Source organism: Streptomyces sp. NBC_01264, assembly GCF_026340675.1.
Classification (GTDB): domain Bacteria; phylum Actinomycetota; class Actinomycetes; order Streptomycetales; family Streptomycetaceae; genus Streptomyces.
On the sequence record NZ_JAPEOX010000002.1, the window covers coordinates 1,878,696 to 1,896,377 of the forward strand.

The 17,682-nt window shown below is 71.1% G+C and carries 19 protein-coding genes; 14 read left to right on the top strand and 5 right to left on the bottom strand.

Annotation, left to right across the window (positions count from 1 at the left end; genetic code table 11):
- Positions 1-50 precede the first annotated feature (50 nt).
- From OG435_RS41535 to OG435_RS41555, 5 genes are all read left to right on the top strand, one after another.
- On the top strand, positions 51-1,295 hold the full coding sequence (locus tag OG435_RS41535) for a sensor histidine kinase (RefSeq protein ID WP_266885397.1): 1,245 nt from the start codon (positions 51-53) through the stop codon (positions 1,293-1,295).
- Between the two features lie 29 nt (positions 1,296-1,324).
- Positions 1,325-2,065 (top strand): response regulator transcription factor, encoded by a 741-nt coding sequence (locus OG435_RS41540; RefSeq protein ID WP_266886541.1) that lies wholly within the window; start codon positions 1,325-1,327, stop codon positions 2,063-2,065.
- A 187-nt stretch (positions 2,066-2,252) separates the two neighbouring features.
- Positions 2,253-2,651: an SAV_915 family protein gene (locus OG435_RS41545; protein ID WP_266885399.1), complete on the top strand. Its 399-nt coding sequence runs from the start codon at positions 2,253-2,255 to the stop codon at positions 2,649-2,651.
- 13 nt (positions 2,652-2,664) lie between these two features.
- Positions 2,665-3,999, top strand: coding sequence for a diaminopimelate decarboxylase (gene lysA / locus OG435_RS41550; protein ID WP_266885401.1), 1,335 nt, complete (start codon positions 2,665-2,667; stop codon positions 3,997-3,999).
- A 108-nt stretch (positions 4,000-4,107) separates the two neighbouring features.
- Complete coding sequence (locus OG435_RS41555; RefSeq protein ID WP_266885403.1) at positions 4,108-4,443, top strand: VOC family protein; 336 nt, start codon at positions 4,108-4,110, stop codon at positions 4,441-4,443.
- A 28-nt stretch (positions 4,444-4,471) separates the two neighbouring features.
- Here OG435_RS41555 and OG435_RS41560 read toward each other — a convergent pair whose 3' ends face one another.
- Both OG435_RS41560 and OG435_RS41565 read right to left on the bottom strand, forming a co-directional pair.
- Positions 4,472-6,409 (bottom strand): APC family permease, encoded by a 1,938-nt coding sequence (locus tag OG435_RS41560; protein ID WP_266885405.1) that lies wholly within the window; start codon positions 6,407-6,409, stop codon positions 4,472-4,474.
- A gap of 77 nt (positions 6,410-6,486) precedes the next feature.
- Entirely contained in the window at positions 6,487-7,113 is a 627-nt protein-coding gene (locus OG435_RS41565; RefSeq protein ID WP_266885407.1) for a sulfite exporter TauE/SafE family protein, read from the bottom strand.
- Positions 7,114-7,279: 166 nt separating this feature from the next.
- Between OG435_RS41565 and OG435_RS41570 the strand changes: the two genes are divergently transcribed.
- Together OG435_RS41570 and OG435_RS41575 are read left to right on the top strand one after the other, a co-directional pair.
- A complete protein-coding gene (locus OG435_RS41570) occupies positions 7,280-7,696 on the top strand; it encodes a VOC family protein (RefSeq protein ID WP_266885409.1) in 417 nt (138 codons plus the stop codon).
- Positions 7,697-7,856: 160 nt separating this feature from the next.
- Complete coding sequence (locus OG435_RS41575) at positions 7,857-8,198, top strand: HopJ type III effector protein (RefSeq protein ID WP_266885411.1); 342 nt, start codon at positions 7,857-7,859, stop codon at positions 8,196-8,198.
- Between the two features lie 28 nt (positions 8,199-8,226).
- Here the strand turns inward: OG435_RS41575 and OG435_RS41580 are convergent, their stop codons facing one another.
- Positions 8,227-8,613 carry a CPCC family cysteine-rich protein gene (locus OG435_RS41580; RefSeq protein ID WP_266885413.1) on the bottom strand — a complete coding sequence of 129 codons (387 nt, stop codon included), beginning with the start codon at positions 8,611-8,613 and terminating at the stop codon, positions 8,227-8,229.
- A gap of 256 nt (positions 8,614-8,869) precedes the next feature.
- Positions 8,870-9,376 carry a hypothetical protein gene (locus tag OG435_RS41585; protein ID WP_266885415.1) on the bottom strand — a complete coding sequence of 169 codons (507 nt, stop codon included), beginning with the start codon at positions 9,374-9,376 and terminating at the stop codon, positions 8,870-8,872.
- Positions 9,377-9,939: 563 nt separating this feature from the next.
- Here OG435_RS41585 and OG435_RS41590 point away from each other — a divergent pair.
- The 7 genes from OG435_RS41590 (at position 9,940) to OG435_RS41620 (ending at position 16,526) form a co-directional block, all read left to right on the top strand.
- Positions 9,940-11,139 (top strand): ATP-binding protein, encoded by a 1,200-nt coding sequence (locus tag OG435_RS41590; RefSeq protein ID WP_266885417.1) that lies wholly within the window; start codon positions 9,940-9,942, stop codon positions 11,137-11,139.
- A complete protein-coding gene (locus OG435_RS41595; RefSeq protein WP_266885419.1) occupies positions 11,136-11,981 on the top strand; it encodes a roadblock/LC7 domain-containing protein in 846 nt (281 codons plus the stop codon). Before OG435_RS41590 ends, OG435_RS41595 begins: the two co-directional genes overlap by 4 nt.
- A complete protein-coding gene (locus tag OG435_RS41600) occupies positions 11,974-12,366 on the top strand; it encodes a DUF742 domain-containing protein (protein WP_266885421.1) in 393 nt (130 codons plus the stop codon). The genes OG435_RS41595 and OG435_RS41600 overlap by 8 nt, the downstream gene beginning before the upstream one ends.
- Positions 12,367-12,369: 3 nt before the next feature.
- On the top strand, positions 12,370-12,930 hold the full coding sequence (locus tag OG435_RS41605; RefSeq protein WP_266885423.1) for a GTP-binding protein: 561 nt from the start codon (positions 12,370-12,372) through the stop codon (positions 12,928-12,930).
- 10 nt (positions 12,931-12,940) lie between these two features.
- Entirely contained in the window at positions 12,941-14,350 is a 1,410-nt protein-coding gene (locus OG435_RS41610) for a cytochrome P450 (protein ID WP_266885425.1), read from the top strand.
- A 104-nt stretch (positions 14,351-14,454) separates the two neighbouring features.
- A complete protein-coding gene (locus tag OG435_RS41615) occupies positions 14,455-15,702 on the top strand; it encodes a cytochrome P450 (protein WP_266885427.1) in 1,248 nt (415 codons plus the stop codon).
- A complete protein-coding gene (locus OG435_RS41620) occupies positions 15,699-16,526 on the top strand; it encodes an enoyl-CoA hydratase/isomerase family protein (protein WP_266885429.1) in 828 nt (275 codons plus the stop codon). The genes OG435_RS41615 and OG435_RS41620 overlap by 4 nt, the downstream gene beginning before the upstream one ends.
- Here OG435_RS41620 and OG435_RS41625 read toward each other — a convergent pair.
- Complete coding sequence (locus tag OG435_RS41625; protein WP_266885431.1) at positions 16,439-17,659, bottom strand: hypothetical protein; 1,221 nt, start codon at positions 17,657-17,659, stop codon at positions 16,439-16,441. The genes OG435_RS41620 and OG435_RS41625 overlap by 88 nt on opposite strands.
- Between the last annotated feature and the right edge of the window lie 23 nt (positions 17,660-17,682).

Here is a 17,682-nt window from a genome sequence, read left to right on the forward strand (position 1 = left end):
CCCCCGATCGGGGGAGGCCGCCAGTGGAGTGCCCGGTGATACTGGCGACCATGATCAGGATGATCCGGCCGCTGCTGCGCGGCTCCACGTATTCGGGTGTGCTGTTCGCCTACTGCGGCGCTCTGGCGAGCCTTCCGCTGCTGCCCTTCGCCCTGTTGCCGGCGCTGTCGTGGAGGTTCGCTCCCGAGAGCGCGCAGATCGTCCTGGCCCTGCTGGTCTGGGCGGTACTCGTCGGCGTGGCCGGACTGGCTCGCCCCGTACGGCGGGCGCTGGTGGTGTCCGCCCGCCGAATGCTGAGGGTGCCGCTGCCGAATCCGGTGGCCGGTCACCGGACTTCCGCCTCCCCGGGCCTCGACCGCTGGCGGACCCCGCTCTGGCTGCTGCTGCACGTGGCTCTGGGGTGGACGGGCGCGCTGGTGAGCGGCGTACTGGTCATCGCGGGCCTGACCCTGCCGGGGGACCGGCTCCGCTCCGAGCTGGAGCTGAGCCTGTTCGACTGGTCGGTGCGGGCGGAGGACGGCTGGAGCAGCTGGGCGGTGGCGCTCGGCTGCCTGCTGCTGGCGGCGGCCGTCTGCGTGGTGGTGACGAATACTCTGCGGTGGCTGGCGCCCAGGCTGTTGGGGCCGTCGGCGGCCGAACGGCTCGCGCTGGCCGCCGAACGGGAACAGCTCCTGGCCGAACGCCACCGGATAGCACACGAGTTGCACGATTCGATCGGGCACACGCTGACGGCGGCCACCATCCAGGCGGCGGTGGCCGGCGAGGTGCTCTCCGCCGACCCGGCGGCAGCGCGGGCCGCCATGCGCAGCATCGAGGAGTCGACGCGGGCCGCGCTGGAGGACCTGGACTACGTACTCGGAGTGCTGCGCGACGAATCCTCGGGGACGGCGCCGACCCGGACCCTGGCCGACCTCCCCGAGCTGCTGGACCGACTGCGGCACGCGGGGGCGGTGGTGGAACCGGAGCTGTCGGGCGAGCTGGCGCAGGTCCGGGGAACGCTCTCCCGGGCGGCGTACCGGATCCTCCAGGAGGGGCTGACGAACGCGCTGCGCCACGGGGCGGGCGGCCCGATCGAGGTCCGGGTGGCGACAGGGCCGGACGGACTGGATCTCACGGTGGTCAACCGGACCGGGGCACGGACGGGCCCGGGTCCGGGTGCCTTCCCGACCTCCAGCTACGGTCTGTCCGGACTGGCCGAGCGCGTCCGGCTGCTGCACGGTGAATTCCGGGCCGGCCCGGACGGGACGCAGCACTGGCGGCTGGCCTGCCGGCTGCCGGTACGGGCGTCGGTGTGAGCGGATCCGACGCGGGCCAGAGCACGGCCCTGCCCTCCGTCACCAGCCCCTCAGCCAACGGCCCTTCCGCCACCGGCCCCTCCGTCACCCTCCTGATCGCGGACGACGACGAGGTCACCCGCAGCGGCCTGCGCCTGCTGCTCGCCGCACAGCCGGGGATCACGGTGGTCGGCGAGGCCGCCGACGGCGTCGAAGCGGTCGAACGAGCGAGGCTCCTGCGACCGGACGTGGTCCTCATGGACGTCCGGATGCCGCGTCTCAACGGGATCGAGGCCACCCGCCAACTCGTCGCCGGAGCGGCCGAAGCGGCTGAAGCGGGCGGAGCGGCCGGAGCGGGCGAACCGCCGAAGGTCGTGGTGATCACCACCTTCGAGAACGACGGCTACGTCACGGCCGCCCTCAGCGCCGGCGCCAGCGGCTTCGTCCTCAAGCGCCTCCCCGTCCGCCGGATCGCCGAGGCGGTCCGGGTGGTGGCGGCGGGCGAAGCCGTCCTCTTCCCGGCCGCCCTGGGCCGCATGGTCGCGCCCCGCCCGCTGGGCTCCGCGGAGGCCCTGCCGCGGGCCGCCCTCACCGGCCGGGAGGAGGAGGTGCTGCGCCTGATGGCCACCGGGCTCTCCAATCCGGAGATCGCGGAATCCCTCACCGTGAGCCTGGAGACGGTCAAGACGCACGTCGGAAACGTGCTGACCAAGCTCGGCGCGCAGAACCGGACCCATGCGGTGGTGATCGCGTACGAGTCCGGTCTGGTGGTCCCGGGCTTCGCCGGCTGACCGGCTTCCCGTCCTCTTCGCAGCAGCCCGTCAGTGATCCGTATGGACTTGGCCCCTCGCCGTCAAGGGCCCGTCATGGGGTGGGCCCGGGGGCGGGGGCGCGGGGATAGCTTCGGTGTCGTGCCCCGGACCGCCTCCCCGCATCCGGGGCCTCATCCGCCGCTCGTGGTTCCTCTGGGAGGGCCCCATGTGTTTGTTCCTGTACGACGACGACCCGGAGCCTGAAGAACAGGTCCGGCCCGTACGCGTCCCCACCGGACCCGTCCCGGCCGGACCCCTGTACGTACCGGTCCTGCCGGGAAGGGCGGAGGTGGTGGTGCGCCTGTTCCGCACCCCGCTGGGGGCCCGTACCGCCGTGGGCTTCACGACCGCGGAGCGGCTGACCGCCACGCTCGGCGCCGGCCGGCCCTGGATCCGGCTCTCCGAGTCCGCGCTCCGTGCGATCGCCGGGCCGGTCGGGGCGGCCCTGCTGACCGTCGATCCGACGCTGACCGCTCCGGCGGTCACCGCACCGGCGATGGCGGTGACCGGTCCCGTCAGCACACCGGTGCCGCAGGATCCCGATGTCGCCGCCCGGACCGTCTGAGGGGAACCGCACCATGACCGTCACCGACCTCCCCGACGCTCCGACCGCCGCCGGCGAACTGTCCGTGTGGCCCGCGTCCACCACCCTTCTGCCGCACGGCGACCTCGCCGTCGGTGGCGTGTCCCTCACCGAGATCGCCGACCGCTTCGGCACACCGGCCTACGTGCTGGACGAGGGCGAGGTGCGCGACCGGTGCCGCGCCTACCGCGCCGCCCTCCCCGAGGCCGGTGTCCTCTACGCCGCCAAGGCCTTCCTCTCCCGCGCGATGGTGCGCTGGGTGGAGGAGGAGGGACTGGGCCTGGACGTCTGCTCCGCCGGGGAGTTGGAGCTCGCCGTGACCGCCGGTTTCCCCGCCGGGCGCATCGTGCTCCACGGCAACGCGAAGTCGCCCCGTGACCTGGAGGCGGCGCTGCGGCTGGGCGTGGGGCGGATCGTCATCGACAGTCCGTCCGAGGTGGCCAGGATCGCGGCCGCCGTCGGGCCCGGCGGGCGCCAGAAGGTGCTGGTGCGGGTCGTGCCGGGCGTCTCGGCCGGGGGTCACGCCAAGATCCGCACGGGTACGGAGGGCCAGAAGTTCGGGCTCTCGATCGCCGACGGGTCGGCGCAGCACGCCATCGCGCGCGTACTCGGCCAGCCGCGGCTCGAACTGACCGGTCTGCACTGCCACATCGGCTCGCAGATCACCGAGGTGAAGCCGTACCTGGTGGCGCTGCGGCGCATGGTGGGGCTGATGGCCCGCGTCCGTGACGCGCACGGGGTCGTCCTGCCCGAACTGGACATGGGCGGCGGCCACGGCATCGCCTACCGGCCCGGCGAACCCGCCCTCGACCTCACCGCGCTCGCCCGCCGGATGCGCACCGGGCTCGACGAGGCCTGCGCCGCCGCGGGCCTGCCCGTACCCCGGCTCGTCATCGAACCGGGGCGCGCCGTCGTCGGACCGGCCGGGGTCGCCCTGTACCGCGTACTGGCCGTCAAGCGCACGGGCGAGACCGTGTTCGCCGCCGTCGACGGCGGCATGAGCGACAACCCGAGGCCCGCCCTGTACGGGGTGCGCTACGCGCCCCGACTCATCGGCCGCCACTCGACGGCCGATCCGCGCAGGACGACGGTCGTGGGCCGGCACTGCGAGGCCGGGGACATCCTCGCCGGCGATGTGGAACTGCCGGGCGACGTCCACCCCGGCGACCTGCTCGCCGTTCCCGTGGCGGGCGCGTACCAGCTGTCGATGGCCTCCGGCTACAACATGGTCGGCCGGCCCCCGGTGATCGCGGTCCACGCGGGCACGGCCCGGACGCTCGTCCGGCGCGAGACGCTGGACGACGTCCGCAGACGCGACATCGGAGGCTAGGGCGAAAGAGACGGCCCAGGTGGTCCCCGCCCGTGCCGGGAAGGTTCACCGAGTTGCCGGACCGTGGCTGCACGCGTCAGCCGTCCCCTCTGCCCTACGGTGCATCCCATGGCGCTGGCGGCGAAGATGATCACGATTGACTGCGCGGAACCCCGGGAGCTCGCCGACTGGTGGGCGCAGGCTCTGGGAGTCGAAGTCGCCGAGGACTTCGGCGACTTCGTCGTCCTCGCGGCCCGACCGCTCGTCCTGGGCTTCCAGCGCGCGCCCGAGAGGAAGCCGGTCAAGAACCGGGTCCACGTCGACTTCGACGCGGCGGACCGCAAGGCCGAGGTCGACCGGCTCGTGCGGCTGGGGGCCACGGTCGTCGGCGAGCACACCGCGCCGGGCTTCGCGTGGACGACCTTGCAGGATCCCGTCGGCAACGAGTTCTGCGTCGCCGGCTGACCCGTCCGGGACGGGTCGGCACCCGGCGTCAGCCGGCGTGGACGTGGGGGCGGCGGGCCCGGTCGGGTTCGGCCTCGCGGATGACCTCGCGGGTGACGGGCGCGACTTCGCCCTGGCCGAAGAGGAAGAAGCGCAGGAAGTTGGCCATCGGGTTGCCCTCGGTCCACTCGAAGTAGATGTGGGGGCGCTGGCCGGTCTCGTCGCGTACGTGGAGCAGGAAGGCCGCCAGGGCGTTGGGGATGCTGGAGCTCTCCAGGGTCAGGACGCGGTAGCGGCCGTGGAGCACTTCGCCGCGGACCCGCATGCCGGATTCGAACTCGGACGCGTCCAGGACCGTGACCTCGACGAACATGACGTCGTCACCGGGCGGGATGTCGTTGTCCGCGCGGATCTGTTCCTTCTTCTGCCGGTACTCGTCCAGGTCCCGGTTGTCGGGCTCGTTCGCGATGAAGCGGATCGTGCGGTTGGACGTGTCGCGGATGAAGCGCTGCGCCATGTCGTCCAGTTCCACGTCCGTGACGCGCAGCTCGAAGACGCGGGCCAGGCGGGACAGCAGCGAGAGCGCCATGATCCCGCCGATGAAGCAGGCGCCGATCTTGACGCCGTCGGGCCGCTCGACGACGTTCACAGCGGTGGTGTAGATGAAGACGGCGGAGATGACGCCGAAGCCGATGGTCCAGCCGCGCTCGCCCGCGCGGCGGGCGGCGATGGTCACGGCGACGGCCGCCGAGGTGATCAGGACGAGGACGCCGGTGGCGTACGCGCCGCCCTGCGCGTCGACGTCGGCGTCGAAGATCCAGGTCACCAGGAAGGCGACGAGGGTGAAGACGATGACCATGGGGCGCAGGGCGCGGGCCCAGTGCGGGGCCATGCCGTAGCGGGGCAGGTAGCGGGGCATCAGGTTGAGCAGGCCGGCCATCGCCGAGGAGCCGGCGAACCACAGGATGAGGATCGTGGAGATGTCGTAGACCGTGCCGAAGGCGGAGCCCAGGTACTCGTGGGCGAGGTAGGCGAGGGCGCGGCCGTTGGCCTCGCCTCCTGGCTTGAACTGGTCGGCGGGGATCAGGAGCGTGGTGATGAAGCTGGAGCAGATCAGGAAGACGCTCATGATGATGGCCGCGGTCGTCAGCAGCTTCTTGGCCCCGCGGATCCGGCCGGCCGGCTTCGCCTCGGTGTCCTCGGGGTCGCCCTTGACGTGCGGCATGACCGCGACGCCGGTCTCGAAGCCGGAGAGGCCGAGCGCGAGCTTCGGGAAGACGATGAGGGCGATGGCGATCATCATGAACGGGTTGCCGTGCTCGGTGGTCAGCGCGGTCGTCCAGTCGGTGATGACGTGCGGTTCGGTCATCACGTTCCACAGCCCGACGGCCACGACCACGACGTTCAGGCCGAGATAGGTGGCCACCAGGACCACGGCCACCCCGATGGCCTCGCTGAACCCCTTGAGGAAGACGGCCCCGAGCAGCGCGATCATGATCAGGGTGATCAGTACCTCGTGACCGTGAAGCGTGCTGGTGAGGTGCGGGTTCTCCACCAGGTGCGCGGTGGCGTCGGCGGCGGAGAGGGTGATGGTGATGAGGAAGTCGGTCGCCGCGAATCCGAGCAGGGTCAGGACGAACAGCTTGCCCTTCCAGAACGTCAGGAGCCGTTCCAGCATGGCGATCGAGCCCTCGCCGTGCGGGCTCTCCTCCGCGACCCGCCGGTAGACGGGCAGGGCGCCGAAGAGAGTGAGGAGCACCAGCACGATGGTCGCCAGCGGTGACAGCAGTCCGGCGGCCAGCGCCGCGATGCCGGGCTGGTAGCCGAGGGTGGAGAAGTAGTCGAGACCCGTCAGGCACATGACCCGCCACCACGGCCGGCCGTGCGGCTGGGCCGCTGCCTCCTTGGCGGCGGGCGAACTGTTCTCGGCGGTCAAGCCTTCCAGCATCCACGCTCGCAGGCGCGAGGTGCGGGCAGCGGTGGCCATCGTGGTGGGCTCCTGTCGTACGGCAAAGAATCAGCCATCGACGGCGACGGCTGGGCAAGCGTACGCAGCCTGATCACTTATGCCCGGAGTTGAGCCAATCCTGACGCGTCCTTAACGGGCGTCCTCCCGGTGGCGCAATACGCGTCCTCCCCGAACAGCAGCACGATCGTCGGGATCAGCAGCTCACCCCCTGCCACGCCCATGATCGCCGCGACCACCCCGATCCCGAACCCGGCCACGACACCGGCGGGCACCCGCGCCCACAGCGGCAGCGCGAGGGCGTCCACGGGCGTGGTGTGGGTGACCACCAGGGCAGCGGCCACGAGCGCCATCAATGCCGCGAGGACCTTGTACAAAGTGGCGGAGCGCATGCGTACCGCCCAGGCGGCTCCGGCCCAGGCGCCGAGCAGGCTGCCGGCCAGCAGGTTGACCGCGACCGGCCAGCGGGCGGCCACCTCGGCGGCCGGGACCGCGGCCAGCCGGGCGGGCAACGCGACCAGGACCACGACCAGGCTCATCGCCTTGTTCAGGATGACCGCCGCCAGCGCCGCGAACCCGAAGAGGCCGATCAGCAGCGGCAGCCGGAACTCCGCGCCGCCCAGCCCGATCATCCCGCCCAGGACGCCGATGGCCGCCCCCGCGCCGAAGACGACGGGTGCCGGTCGCGTCGAGCGGTGGGGGGCGAGGTCCTGGTCAGTGCGCATGGCGGGCATCCTCCCAGGACCTCCGAGCACCGCGACGGGGTGACGACGCCCCGGGGCCTCCAGGAGCGGTCGACACGAGGAGGACGGGCGGCCCTGGGGAGCCCTCCGTACGCACGCCGTCCCCTTAGGCTGCCCGCACCGACCATTCGTCACAAAGGGAGTGAACGTGCCCTCTCGCCTGAACCCGTACATCAGCTTCGCCGGCGACGCGAAGCAGGCCATGGAGTTCTACAAGGAGGTGTTCGGCGGCGAGCTGGCCGTCCACACCTACGGCGACTTCGGTTCCGAGGCGCCCCCCGGATACGCCAACAAGGTCATGCACGGCATGCTCGAGACGACCGGCGGGTTCACGCTGATGGGCGCCGACAACCCGCCCGGGGCGGAGCACAAGCCCGGGAACAACATCTCGGTGAGCCTGAGCGGCGACGACCAGGACGAGCTGCGGGGCTACTGGAACAAGCTGTCCGACGGCGGCACGGTGTCCGTCCCCCTGGAGAAGCAGATGTGGGGCGACGTCTTCGGCATGTGCACGGACACGTTCGGCATCACGTGGATGGTCAACGTCAGAGAACAGCAGGGCTGATCCGCGATCTCCGCCCGCCGGCCGGAGGGTACTGGGGTGACCTGCGAAGATGCCGTTCGCTCGGTCGTGCCGCGGGATTCCGGCCGACCGGCCGCTTGGGGGTAATGTCGTCCGGTCACGGACGGCAGACGGCTCGTCCGTTCGAGCCAGGGGAACCAACATGACTGATCTGAACTCGCTGCGAGCGAGCCTTGCGTCGGGTGAGCACGAGTTCGCCGACACCCTGGCCTTCGTCGCCGCGCACTACGCGTACCAGCCGCAGGCGTTCCGCAATGGCGGAGTGGAGAATGCCGCGGGTGAGAACGAGGGGTCCTGCAAGACGCTGGGACTGGCCCTGCTGGAAGGACTGAGCGACCAGGAAGCGCTGCAGGCCTTCGGTGAGCACTACCGCAGTGTGCTGGAGACGCCGACCGGCACCGACCACAGCAACATTCGCAACCTCATCGCCCATGGTCTGGCCGGGGTGAGCTTCGTCGGGCAGCCGTTGGCCCGCAAGAGCTGAGCGGCGCGGGACGGCCAGGGCCTGGTCTTCAGGTGCGCGGGAGGCGCCAGAAGGTGGGGAGCCACCAGCAGAGCGTCGAGCTGTCGTCCGGCCACGGGGCGCTCTCGTCCGCGTCCCGGTCCTCGAAGGAGTCGCGGGTCAGGTCGATGGGGCGCCAGGCGGGGTCGAGCGCCTCGCTCTCGGTCGCGGGGCGGACACGCTCTTGGCCGCGCAGGTCACGGGCGCCGAAGTCCTGGTAGTTCCGCTGGGCCTCGATCAGTGAGATCCGGTTCGCTCCGCCGTCCATGGTCGGCCAGCGGAACTGGACCCCGTCGTCCTCCCAGGAGCAGACGGGGCAGATCTCGTAGGAGCCCGGCATCTCGTCCAGCACGCGGTGGCCGCAGCAGGGGCAGGGGTAGGGCTTGAGGTCGCTCACCTGCGTAGTCTCGTGGAGGCCTCGCCGGTGCGCCATGGATATCCTGCCTCGGCACACCGGGCCCGTCCGCCCGGAGAGTCCATAGGGGGCCGGGAATGCTCCGCGGAGGGTTCCGCTTCGCCGTACGACCGCCCCGGCTCGGCCGTACGGATATCGCCCTCGGGTAATTGAATTACGAAAGAAACCCGGAACTCCGGTGGGGCCGGCTATCCCTTCGCGATTCTGCGGCCGACCCGTCCCTTACGGGGCCTGCGGGTCAGGCCCGGGCTGTGTGCTCCAGCAGCCAAGAAGCTTGCACGGTGGGGATCAGCAGGCCTTCCGGGTCCGCGGGGGCGGTGGCGCTGTGGTCGAAGTCCGCGTCGCTCAGCCCGTCCACGACGTCGCCGATGACCAGCCTGACCTTCCTCGGCTGCCGCGGCCAACCGCCCCGTGCGTCCAACTCGGCGCGCTCCTCCACCGAGGGCGCTGCTCCGTTGAAGGAGAAGTAGGTCCCGGCCCGGTGTTCCTGCCGCTGGTGCTCCATCCCGGCGAGGGCGTAGCGCACGGCAAGGGCTCCCCTGCCGATGCCACCCACGGCCAGCGTGGCGTTGCCGGTCCGCTCGGCCGCCGTCCACCGGAGGGCGTCCACGTCCGTGTCCGCCAGGTCGGTCTCCCCCGGTCCTGCCTTGCCGGCCAGGACGAGCGGCTTGACGATGCCCTCGTCGCCCGCGGGAAGGATCCACGCGGTTCCGGCGTCGAGCTTCCACTGCTGGTCCGCTGCCATGAGCTCTCCAGGGGAGGGGGTTTGACGACGTGTCGCCACACCGGCGCACGCGCCAAGGGAATCGGCACCCCCACGGCGCGCGAAAGAGCGAAATCGCGCCGCCAGGCCGAGAGTCGATCATGAGCCGGCGCACCCTCCCGCCGCGGACGACAGCGGCCCCGCGGCCGAACGCAGATCTGTCGGGGCGTCACCGGCCTTGATTTCGGTCGGCGGAGCGGCAGATGTGAGAGATCCCCGTCCCTCCGGTGAAGAACTGCTTAACGGGACGGTGTCCGGAGACGGTGGCCGACTGCGGAGGCGGGGCACCGAAAGGGCATGTCAACCCACAACCGCGGCAGTCCGGTTGGTGGATCGGGCGCCATAGCGGGCGTCCGGAGAGCCGATGATCCGGTGATAGCATCCCCGGCATCTGTGATCTTGCTCCATTTAGACGCAGATGCTGATTTGGATCGGCGGCATGCTCCCCGCGTAACAGCAGGTGAACCGTGCCGATCAGCTGTGTTGCGGGGCCTCGCGAGGTGTATCTGCAGCCGTCCGCATGGCACGCGCCGGGAAAGGTTTCCATGAATCGAGACGCACTTGTGTGGTGCCTGGTTGCGGTGGCGGCGATAGCCGTCATCGCGGTCGTGGCACTCGTCGCCCGCAACAGAGCGCTGGGGGCGAAGAAGGAACACACCGAGGCCGAACTGAGGCACCAACTGCTCGCGACGGACAGCCACCTGCACGCGTCGCGCGCCGAGTTGCAGCGGTTCCAGGCCGAGCAGGACGCCACGCTCCGCGCGGCCAAGGAAGCCGCGGAGGAGAACACCAAGGCCGTCCTCAAGGGTGCCGCCAGCCTCCTGCAGAGCCTCGCCGCAGAACAGACGACGCTTCTCGACGGCATCCAGCGCAAGTACGGCGGACACACCGTCCTGAGCGACCTGTTGGACGTCAACCACGCCAACGCCCAGATGGCGCGCAAGGCTCAGGGCATCGCCGTCATGTGCGGTGCGCCGCTCGGCCGTCGCAACCGGCCCGCCAGCGTCTACGACGTGGTGCGCAGCGCCCAGGGGCAGATCCGCAACTTCCACCGGGTCGCCATCATGCAGCAGACCAGTCTCGCCCTGAAGGCGTCTGCGGTCGCGCCCGTCGCCCTCGCCGTGGCGGAGCTGCTCGACAACGCCGCCAGCTTCTCGCAGCACGACGCACCGATCGAGGTGACGTTCCAGCGCGTCCAGAACAACCTGTGCATCGTCATCGACGACGCCGGCGTCAGCATGAACGACGAGGAGCGGCAGCGGGCGACCGCCCTGCTCTCCGGAGAGATCGCCCCCCGCCTGTCGCAGCTCGGGACCCAGCCCAAGTTCGGCTTCCCGGTCATCGGCCTGATCGCGCGTCAGCACGGTTTCAAGGTCGACGTCACCGGAGTCTCCCGGTACGGCGGCGTCAGGGCCGTCGTCCTCCTGCCCGAGGAGCTGTGGACCATGGAGGAGATCAGGCCCGTGCAGGAGGCTCCGGTCAGCGAGGCTCCGGTCAGCGAGATCCGGCGCGCCGCCGAGAGCCGGCCCGCCCCGAGCGCGACGTCGCGCACCATGCACGGTCTGCCCAAGCGCGGCGCGCGCCAGGCGCCCATCGCGAGCGTCCCCGACGCCTCCGCGCCGGCGCCGCAGAGCCCGGGCGACACGGGCCGCGCGTCCGGGCGCAGCCTGGGGGCCTTCCAGCGCGGCACGCTCTCCGGCCGCGACCTTGAAGCCACCTCGTTCGAAGGGCCCGAAGAGGCATGACCGCAGACCTCTCGTGGATGCTCGAGGACATCGTGCGCAACGTGCCCCGTGCACGGCACGCCGTCCTGCTGTCCGCCGACGGCCTTCCCCGCGGCGCGACCGAAGGCCTGGCGGAGCAGGACGTGCGCACCATCTCGGCGGCCATGGCCGGGATGCAGTCGCTCAGCCGGGCCACGGCCCACTTCGCCGGGACGCAGGAGGACCGACGGTGGAACCAGACCATCATCGAGTTCTCGCACGGCTGGAGCTTCCTGATCGGGGCGGGGCAGGGTTCCTACCTCGCCGCCGCGGCCGCGCCCGATGTGGACATGCAGCAGATCTCCTTCCGCATGCACCGCCTCGTCGCCCGGCTGGGCAACAACCTCACCTCGCCCCCGCGGGTGACCACCGAGGACGCCGGAGGTCCGCGCGGGAGCGTCCCCCGGCAACAGGGCCCCGGTGACTCGGGGTTCGTCCTGGGCGAGCTCGACCGGGTGATGTCGGAGGTCAAGGGGGCCCGCCACGCCGTACTGCTGGGGTCGGACGGCCTTCCCCGCGGGGCGACCGCCGGGATGAGCCGCGACCTCGCGGACACGATCTCCGCGGCCATGACGGGCATTCACGCCTACAGCCGGGTCACGTCCCAGTTCGCGGGGGCCGCGGAGGATCCGCAGTGGCGGCAGACGGTCATCGAGTTCCAGCACGGCTGGATCTTCCTGATGGCGGCCGGCCCCGATGCCTTCCTGGCCGCCGCCGCAGAACACGACTGTGACATCGAGCAGTTCACCACGCGTCTGCACGAGGTGGTTCCCAGACTGACGCCGGCGGCTTCCGCACCGGGGAAGGTGGCGGGCCATGTCTGAGGGGACCGGCCATGATGAAGAGCTGGAACTGACCTCTCCCTTAGTCCCCCTCTTCGTGATCACGAACGGACGGGCACTGCCCCCGGACCACGAGTACGAGCACACGACGCTCGTGACCGCGGCGGCGGACCACGGACAGGTGGCGGCGCGCACGCTGTCCCCGGAAGCGGGGCGGGTCATGGACCTCGTCGCGAACGGCTTCCTGTCCGTGGCCGAGGTGGCAGGGCACACGCACCTGCCCCTGGGCGTCGTCCGCATCCTGCTGGCGCAGTTGGAGGAGGACGAGCTCATCCTCGCGAGGACGCCGATCCCGCGCGCCGAACGTGTGGACAAAGAGCTGGTCAGCGCCGTGCTCGAGGGCCTGAAGAATCGATTCGGAGCGTAACGCGTGTACCTGGATCCAGATGTCTCCCACGCGGTGAAGATCCTCATCGTGGGGCATTTCGGGGTCGGCAAGACCACCTGCATCGGCAGTCTCTCCGAGATCGAGCCCTTGCGGACCGAGGAGGAGATCACCGAAGCCAGCGTGGGCTTCGATGACCTGTCGGGCACGCCCGACAAGACGACCACCACCGTCGCCATGGACTTCGGCCGGCTCACCCTGAGCGACACCCTGGTGCTCTACCTCTTCGGAACGCCGGGCCAGGAGCGCTTCAAGGAGATGTGGGAGGAACTCTCCCGGGGCGCTCTGGGGGCGCTGGTGCTCGTCGACCCGGAGCGACTGCACGAGTCCTTCCCCATCCTGGACCTCGTCGAACGCTTCGGCCTGACGTACGCCATCGCCGTGAACCATTTCGAGGGCACCACGTACTACCCGCTCGACGAAGTGCACGAGGCCCTCAACCTCACCCCCGAGACCCCTGTCGTGGAGTGCGACGTACGGGACGAGAACTCCTCAGCGCGGGCCCTCATCACCCTCGTGAAACACCTCATGTCCCAACTCGGCTAGGAGCGCAGGAATGCAACAGCCACGTGACCCGCACGAGATACCCCCCGGCTGCCCCGCGCACGGGAACGTCCAGATGTACGGCCCCGCGTTCGGGGCCGACCCGGACGGCCACTACGCACAGCTGCGTTCCTACGGCCCCAGCGCGCCCGTGGACATCGCCCCCGACGTACAGGTCGAGCTCGTGACGAGCTACGACGCCGCGCTGTACGTCCTGCAGAACCCCGCCTCCTTCGTCCGCGACTCCCGGCGCTGGAACGCGCTGGGCGAAGGGCGGGTCCCGGCCGACAGCCCGGCCCTGCCGATGATGGGCTACCGCCCCAACGCGCTCTTCAGCGACGGCGCCGCACACGCCCGACTGCGCCGGGCCGTCACGGACAGCCTCGCCACCGTCAACGAGCACCAGCTCATCCGGCAGACGCAGCAGTCCGCCAACTACCTGATCAGCCAGTTCAGTACCGACATCCGCGGCCATGCCGAGCTGATGGCCGAGTACGCCCAGCCGCTGCCCCTGCTGGTCTTCAGCGAGCTCTTCGGCTGCCCGCCCGAGATCGGCGACCGCGTGATCGCCGGGATCAGCGGCATCTTCGAGGGAACCCCCGGGGCCGACGAGGTGCTCGGCGGCGCGCTCACCGAGCTGATCGCCCTCAAGCGGCAGCGCCCCACGGACGATCTGACGACACGTCTGATGGAGCACCCGGCCGAGCTGACCGACGAGGAGGTGCTGCACCAGCTGGTCACCCTGCTGTCCGGCGGCACCGCGCCGCTGACCGCGGCCATCGGCACCAGCAGCGCCCTGTACCTCGGTGAGGAGTGGCAGCTCGCCCTTCCGGTGGAGGACGCGGTCTCCCAGACCCTCTGGAACTACGCACCCATCTCCAACTACGCGGCGCACTACCCGACTCACGACGTCGAGATCGGCGGCAGGGTGGTCCGGGCGAACGACCCGATCCTCGTCTCGTTCGCCGCGGCCAACACCGACCCGAAGCTGACCGAACACCGCGAACAGCTGAGTGCGAAGGCCCACTTGGCCTTCGGAGCGGGCCCGCACGCCTGCCCCGCCAAGGACCCGGCGTTCATGATCGCCGTGACGGCCGTCGAGACGCTGCTCAACCAGCTGCACGACGTGGAGCTGCGCGTCCCCTTCAAGTCGCTGACGTGGGCGCCGAGTCCGTGGAGCCGCTCGCTGGTCACCCTCCCGATCCGCTTCACCCCGAAGGCCGCTGCCCAGGGACCGGGTTCGGTCGCGTCCGGCACGTCCGCCTGGCCGGCGGGGGCGAACGCGGGTCAGACACCCCAACAGCAGCCTTCCACGCCCTCGTTCACGCCAACCGGCACCTCGGGCGCGCGCACCGTCGCCGCACCCCAGCAGTCCAAGGGGGGCCTGTTCAGCCGCTTCCTGGCGTGGACCAGAGGCGAATGAGGAATCTGTGATTCTACTAACATCCTGACTACTCAGGGGTAGCGGGTGGCTAACGATCATGAGGGTATGCATGGCGGCTGGGTTCTCGGAAAGGAGCCGCCATCATGGGCGTTGCCACAACCCCGACGCATGACCGCCGGGCGTCCGCCTCCCTCTTCTCCCGTCTGCGGACGGCAAGAGGGCAGGCCGACCCCTTCCCCCTCTACACGGAGCTCCTCGCGCGCGGCGAAGTGGTGCCCGCCCCCTGGGGCGGGTTCGCCGTGACGGGCTTCGCCGCCTGCGACCAGGTCCTGCGCAGTCGACAATGGCTCGAGCCGGACAAGGCGTGGCGACAACGTCAGGGGCCCGGTACCCGCTGGAACGCCCCCTCCTCCCGCGAGATGGGCAACACCCTCGCCGCCCTCAACCCCCCGGACCACACCAAGGCCCGCCGGGCGGCGGGCACCTTCGACCGGGGCACCGTGGAACGCATCGGCCACACCGTGGAGCGGAGCACGGATCAGCTCCTCGACGCGTTCACGGAGCGAATACGCACCGGCGAGGCGGATTTCTCCGAACTCGTCTGCGAGGAGCTGCCGGTGGCCACCATAGGCGAATGGCTCGGTCTGCCACGGGCCGACTGGCCCAGGCTCCGTGAGTTGACCCACGATCAGGTGTTCACCCAGGAGCTGCTGCCGTCGGCCAGCCAACTGGCACTGTCCGACGCGGCCACGGCCGAACTGCGCACCTATTTCACGGACGTGGTGCGCGATCGGCGCTCCCACCCCGGAGACGACCCCGTCACCCGGTGGATCCGGACGTGGGACGCGATCGAGCCCGACCGGGACAAGGCCGACGAGGCGGTCTACCACCTGGTGCTGTTCGTCCTGCTGGCAGCGCTGGAAACCACCGCGACCCTCCTCTCGACGATGACGCTCCGGCTCGTGGAGAGCCCGGACCGCTGGGCCGCGGTCGCCGGCGACCCGGGCCTCGTGCCCGGGTTCGTGGAGGAGACGCTCCGCTACGACCCGCCCACCCACGTGATCAGCAGGGTCGCTTCGCAGGACTCCGTACTCGGCGGCTTCGAGATCCGCCGCGACGAGATGGTCCACCTCATGATCGGAGCGGCGCACCGCGACCCGGCCAAGCACAAGGACCCGGACCTCTTCGACCCCGAACGCGCCGCCGATCACCTCGCGTTCAGCGGTGGCATCCACTACTGCCTCGGCGCACCGCTGGCCCGCATCGAAGCCCAGACCCTTCTCCGCCGACTGGTCGAGCGCCTCCCCCGACTCACCCTCGTACGCCCCCCGTCGATGGCGCCCCGCGTGGCGTTCCGGCGACTCCTGAACCTGGACGTAGCAATCGCATGACCGAACCGACCCCTGCCTCCTCCCCCGTCTCCACCCCTGTCACCGCCGCGATCCCCGCACCCGAACCCGTCCGGACGGTGCCCAAGGCGATACTCATCGAACGGGACGGCCCCGTCCTGCACGTCCGCCTCAACCCCTGGGGGCAGGACGACACCTTGGACGCCGCGGTCCTCGACGACCTCATCACCCTGCTCGACGATCTCCACGAGAGACCCGGCGTCCGGGTCCTGACGCTGTCGTCGCTGGGAACGGACTTCTGCCTGGGCGCCGACCGGGGCGAGTACCAGGAGGCCCTGACCGCTGATCCCTCCGGAGTGGGCCTGCGGCGCATCGCCGACAAGGCGCACCGCCTGTGCCAGGCCCTGGAGAGCACCCACGCGGTCACCATCGCCCGGCTGCACGGGCGGGTGATCGGCGCGGGCCTCGCCCTCGCCGCGTTCTGCGATCTGCGCGCCGGCGCCGACACCAGCCGCTTCCGCATGCCGGAGGTCGGCATGGGGCTGCCGCCGGCGTGGGGCGGGGCGATGGGCCGGCTGGTCTCCGAGGCCGGCGCCTCCAGGATCCGCGAACTCATGCTGACCTGCGACGTCTTCGACGCCGGCACCGCGCACCGGATCGGTCTGCTGCACCGGACCGCGCCGCTGGAGCAGTTGGATTCGGTGATCGATTCCTGGACGAGGCCCCTCGTCCGGCGCTCCCCCGAGGCGCTCGTGCTGACCAAACGGATGCTGGCCGGCTACGCACGGGCGGACAGGACGGCGGACGTCTCCCTGCTCGACTCCCACCTCCTGGCCGCCTCGCTCCACCAGCAGGCGGCGGGCTGAGCCTCAGGGCCGGGATCGCCGGCGCGCCCATACCGATGAGCCCCTCGGCCGCGGCCCTGCGCACGAGGGGATGGGAGTGCTCCAGGAGTCCGGTCATCGCGGGAACGGCGGGGATCCTCGTGCCGGATGAGGATCCCGAAGGTGGCCGGCGGACAGTGCTGCGCGTCGAGACGGCCCGCGAGCCGGCCGACGTCGGCTCGGCCCACCGCATCGTGGAAGGACCGGTCCGTCGGCATGGTCGTCATCGGATGCCAACCGGGCCGTTCCCGGCGCCACCAACGCATGGTCCGCAGGGCGGCCGCTACCCCGCCCGGGGCCGCGCCAGGGGCTCCGCCGCCGCGTCGACGCCGGTGTCCGGGCGGCGCGATCCGTACCAGTGTGCAGAACAGTCCGGCGATCAGGGTGGTCAGTGCCAGTCCCGGGCCGGAGTTCCAGTCGACGGCCGGGGCGTGCACGGCCAGTACGAGGGCCAGGGCCAGCGAGACGCCGGGCATGGCGAGGAGGGCGGGGCGCAGGCGGCTCAGGTCGTCCTCGGCCAGGGCGCCGAGGACACCCATGCCGAGGGCGAGGGCCCAGACGCCGAGTCCCTGGGCATCCGCCCGGTTCACCTCCCACGGGATGAAGCCGGCCCAGAAGCCGGGGAGGACGAGCAGTCCGGCGCCGATGCCGAGCCAGGCGGAGCCCAGTACGGCCATCGGCGGCTTGGACCAGCCGGGCAGGGGGACCTCCCTGCTCCGGAGCGGGGAGCCGGGCCGGAAGCACTGGAGGACGACCGCGAGGACCGCGAACGCCGCGAGCAGTCCGAGGAGGGCGACCCAGCCGAGGCTGAACAGGGCGAGGACGATCGAGGCGCCCGCGGCCACCTGGAGCATGTCGGCGTTGAGGAGGCTGACGGTGAACAGGCCCAGCAGCACCACGACGAGGGGGATCACGAGGACCCGCGCCTCTTCCCAGACCCGGGCCCGGCCGATCGCGAACAGGCCGGGCGTGACGCCGGCCATGGCCGCTCCGATCAGTCCGGGGCTGAGCGGGTCCGGTGACTTCCAGGCTCCGCCGGCGTATCCGGCCAGGCTGGCGACGAGGAGGAACGCCCCCGTCGTGAGGCTGACGACGCCCACGACGACGGCGAGCATCGTCACTCCCGCCGTGAGCCGGC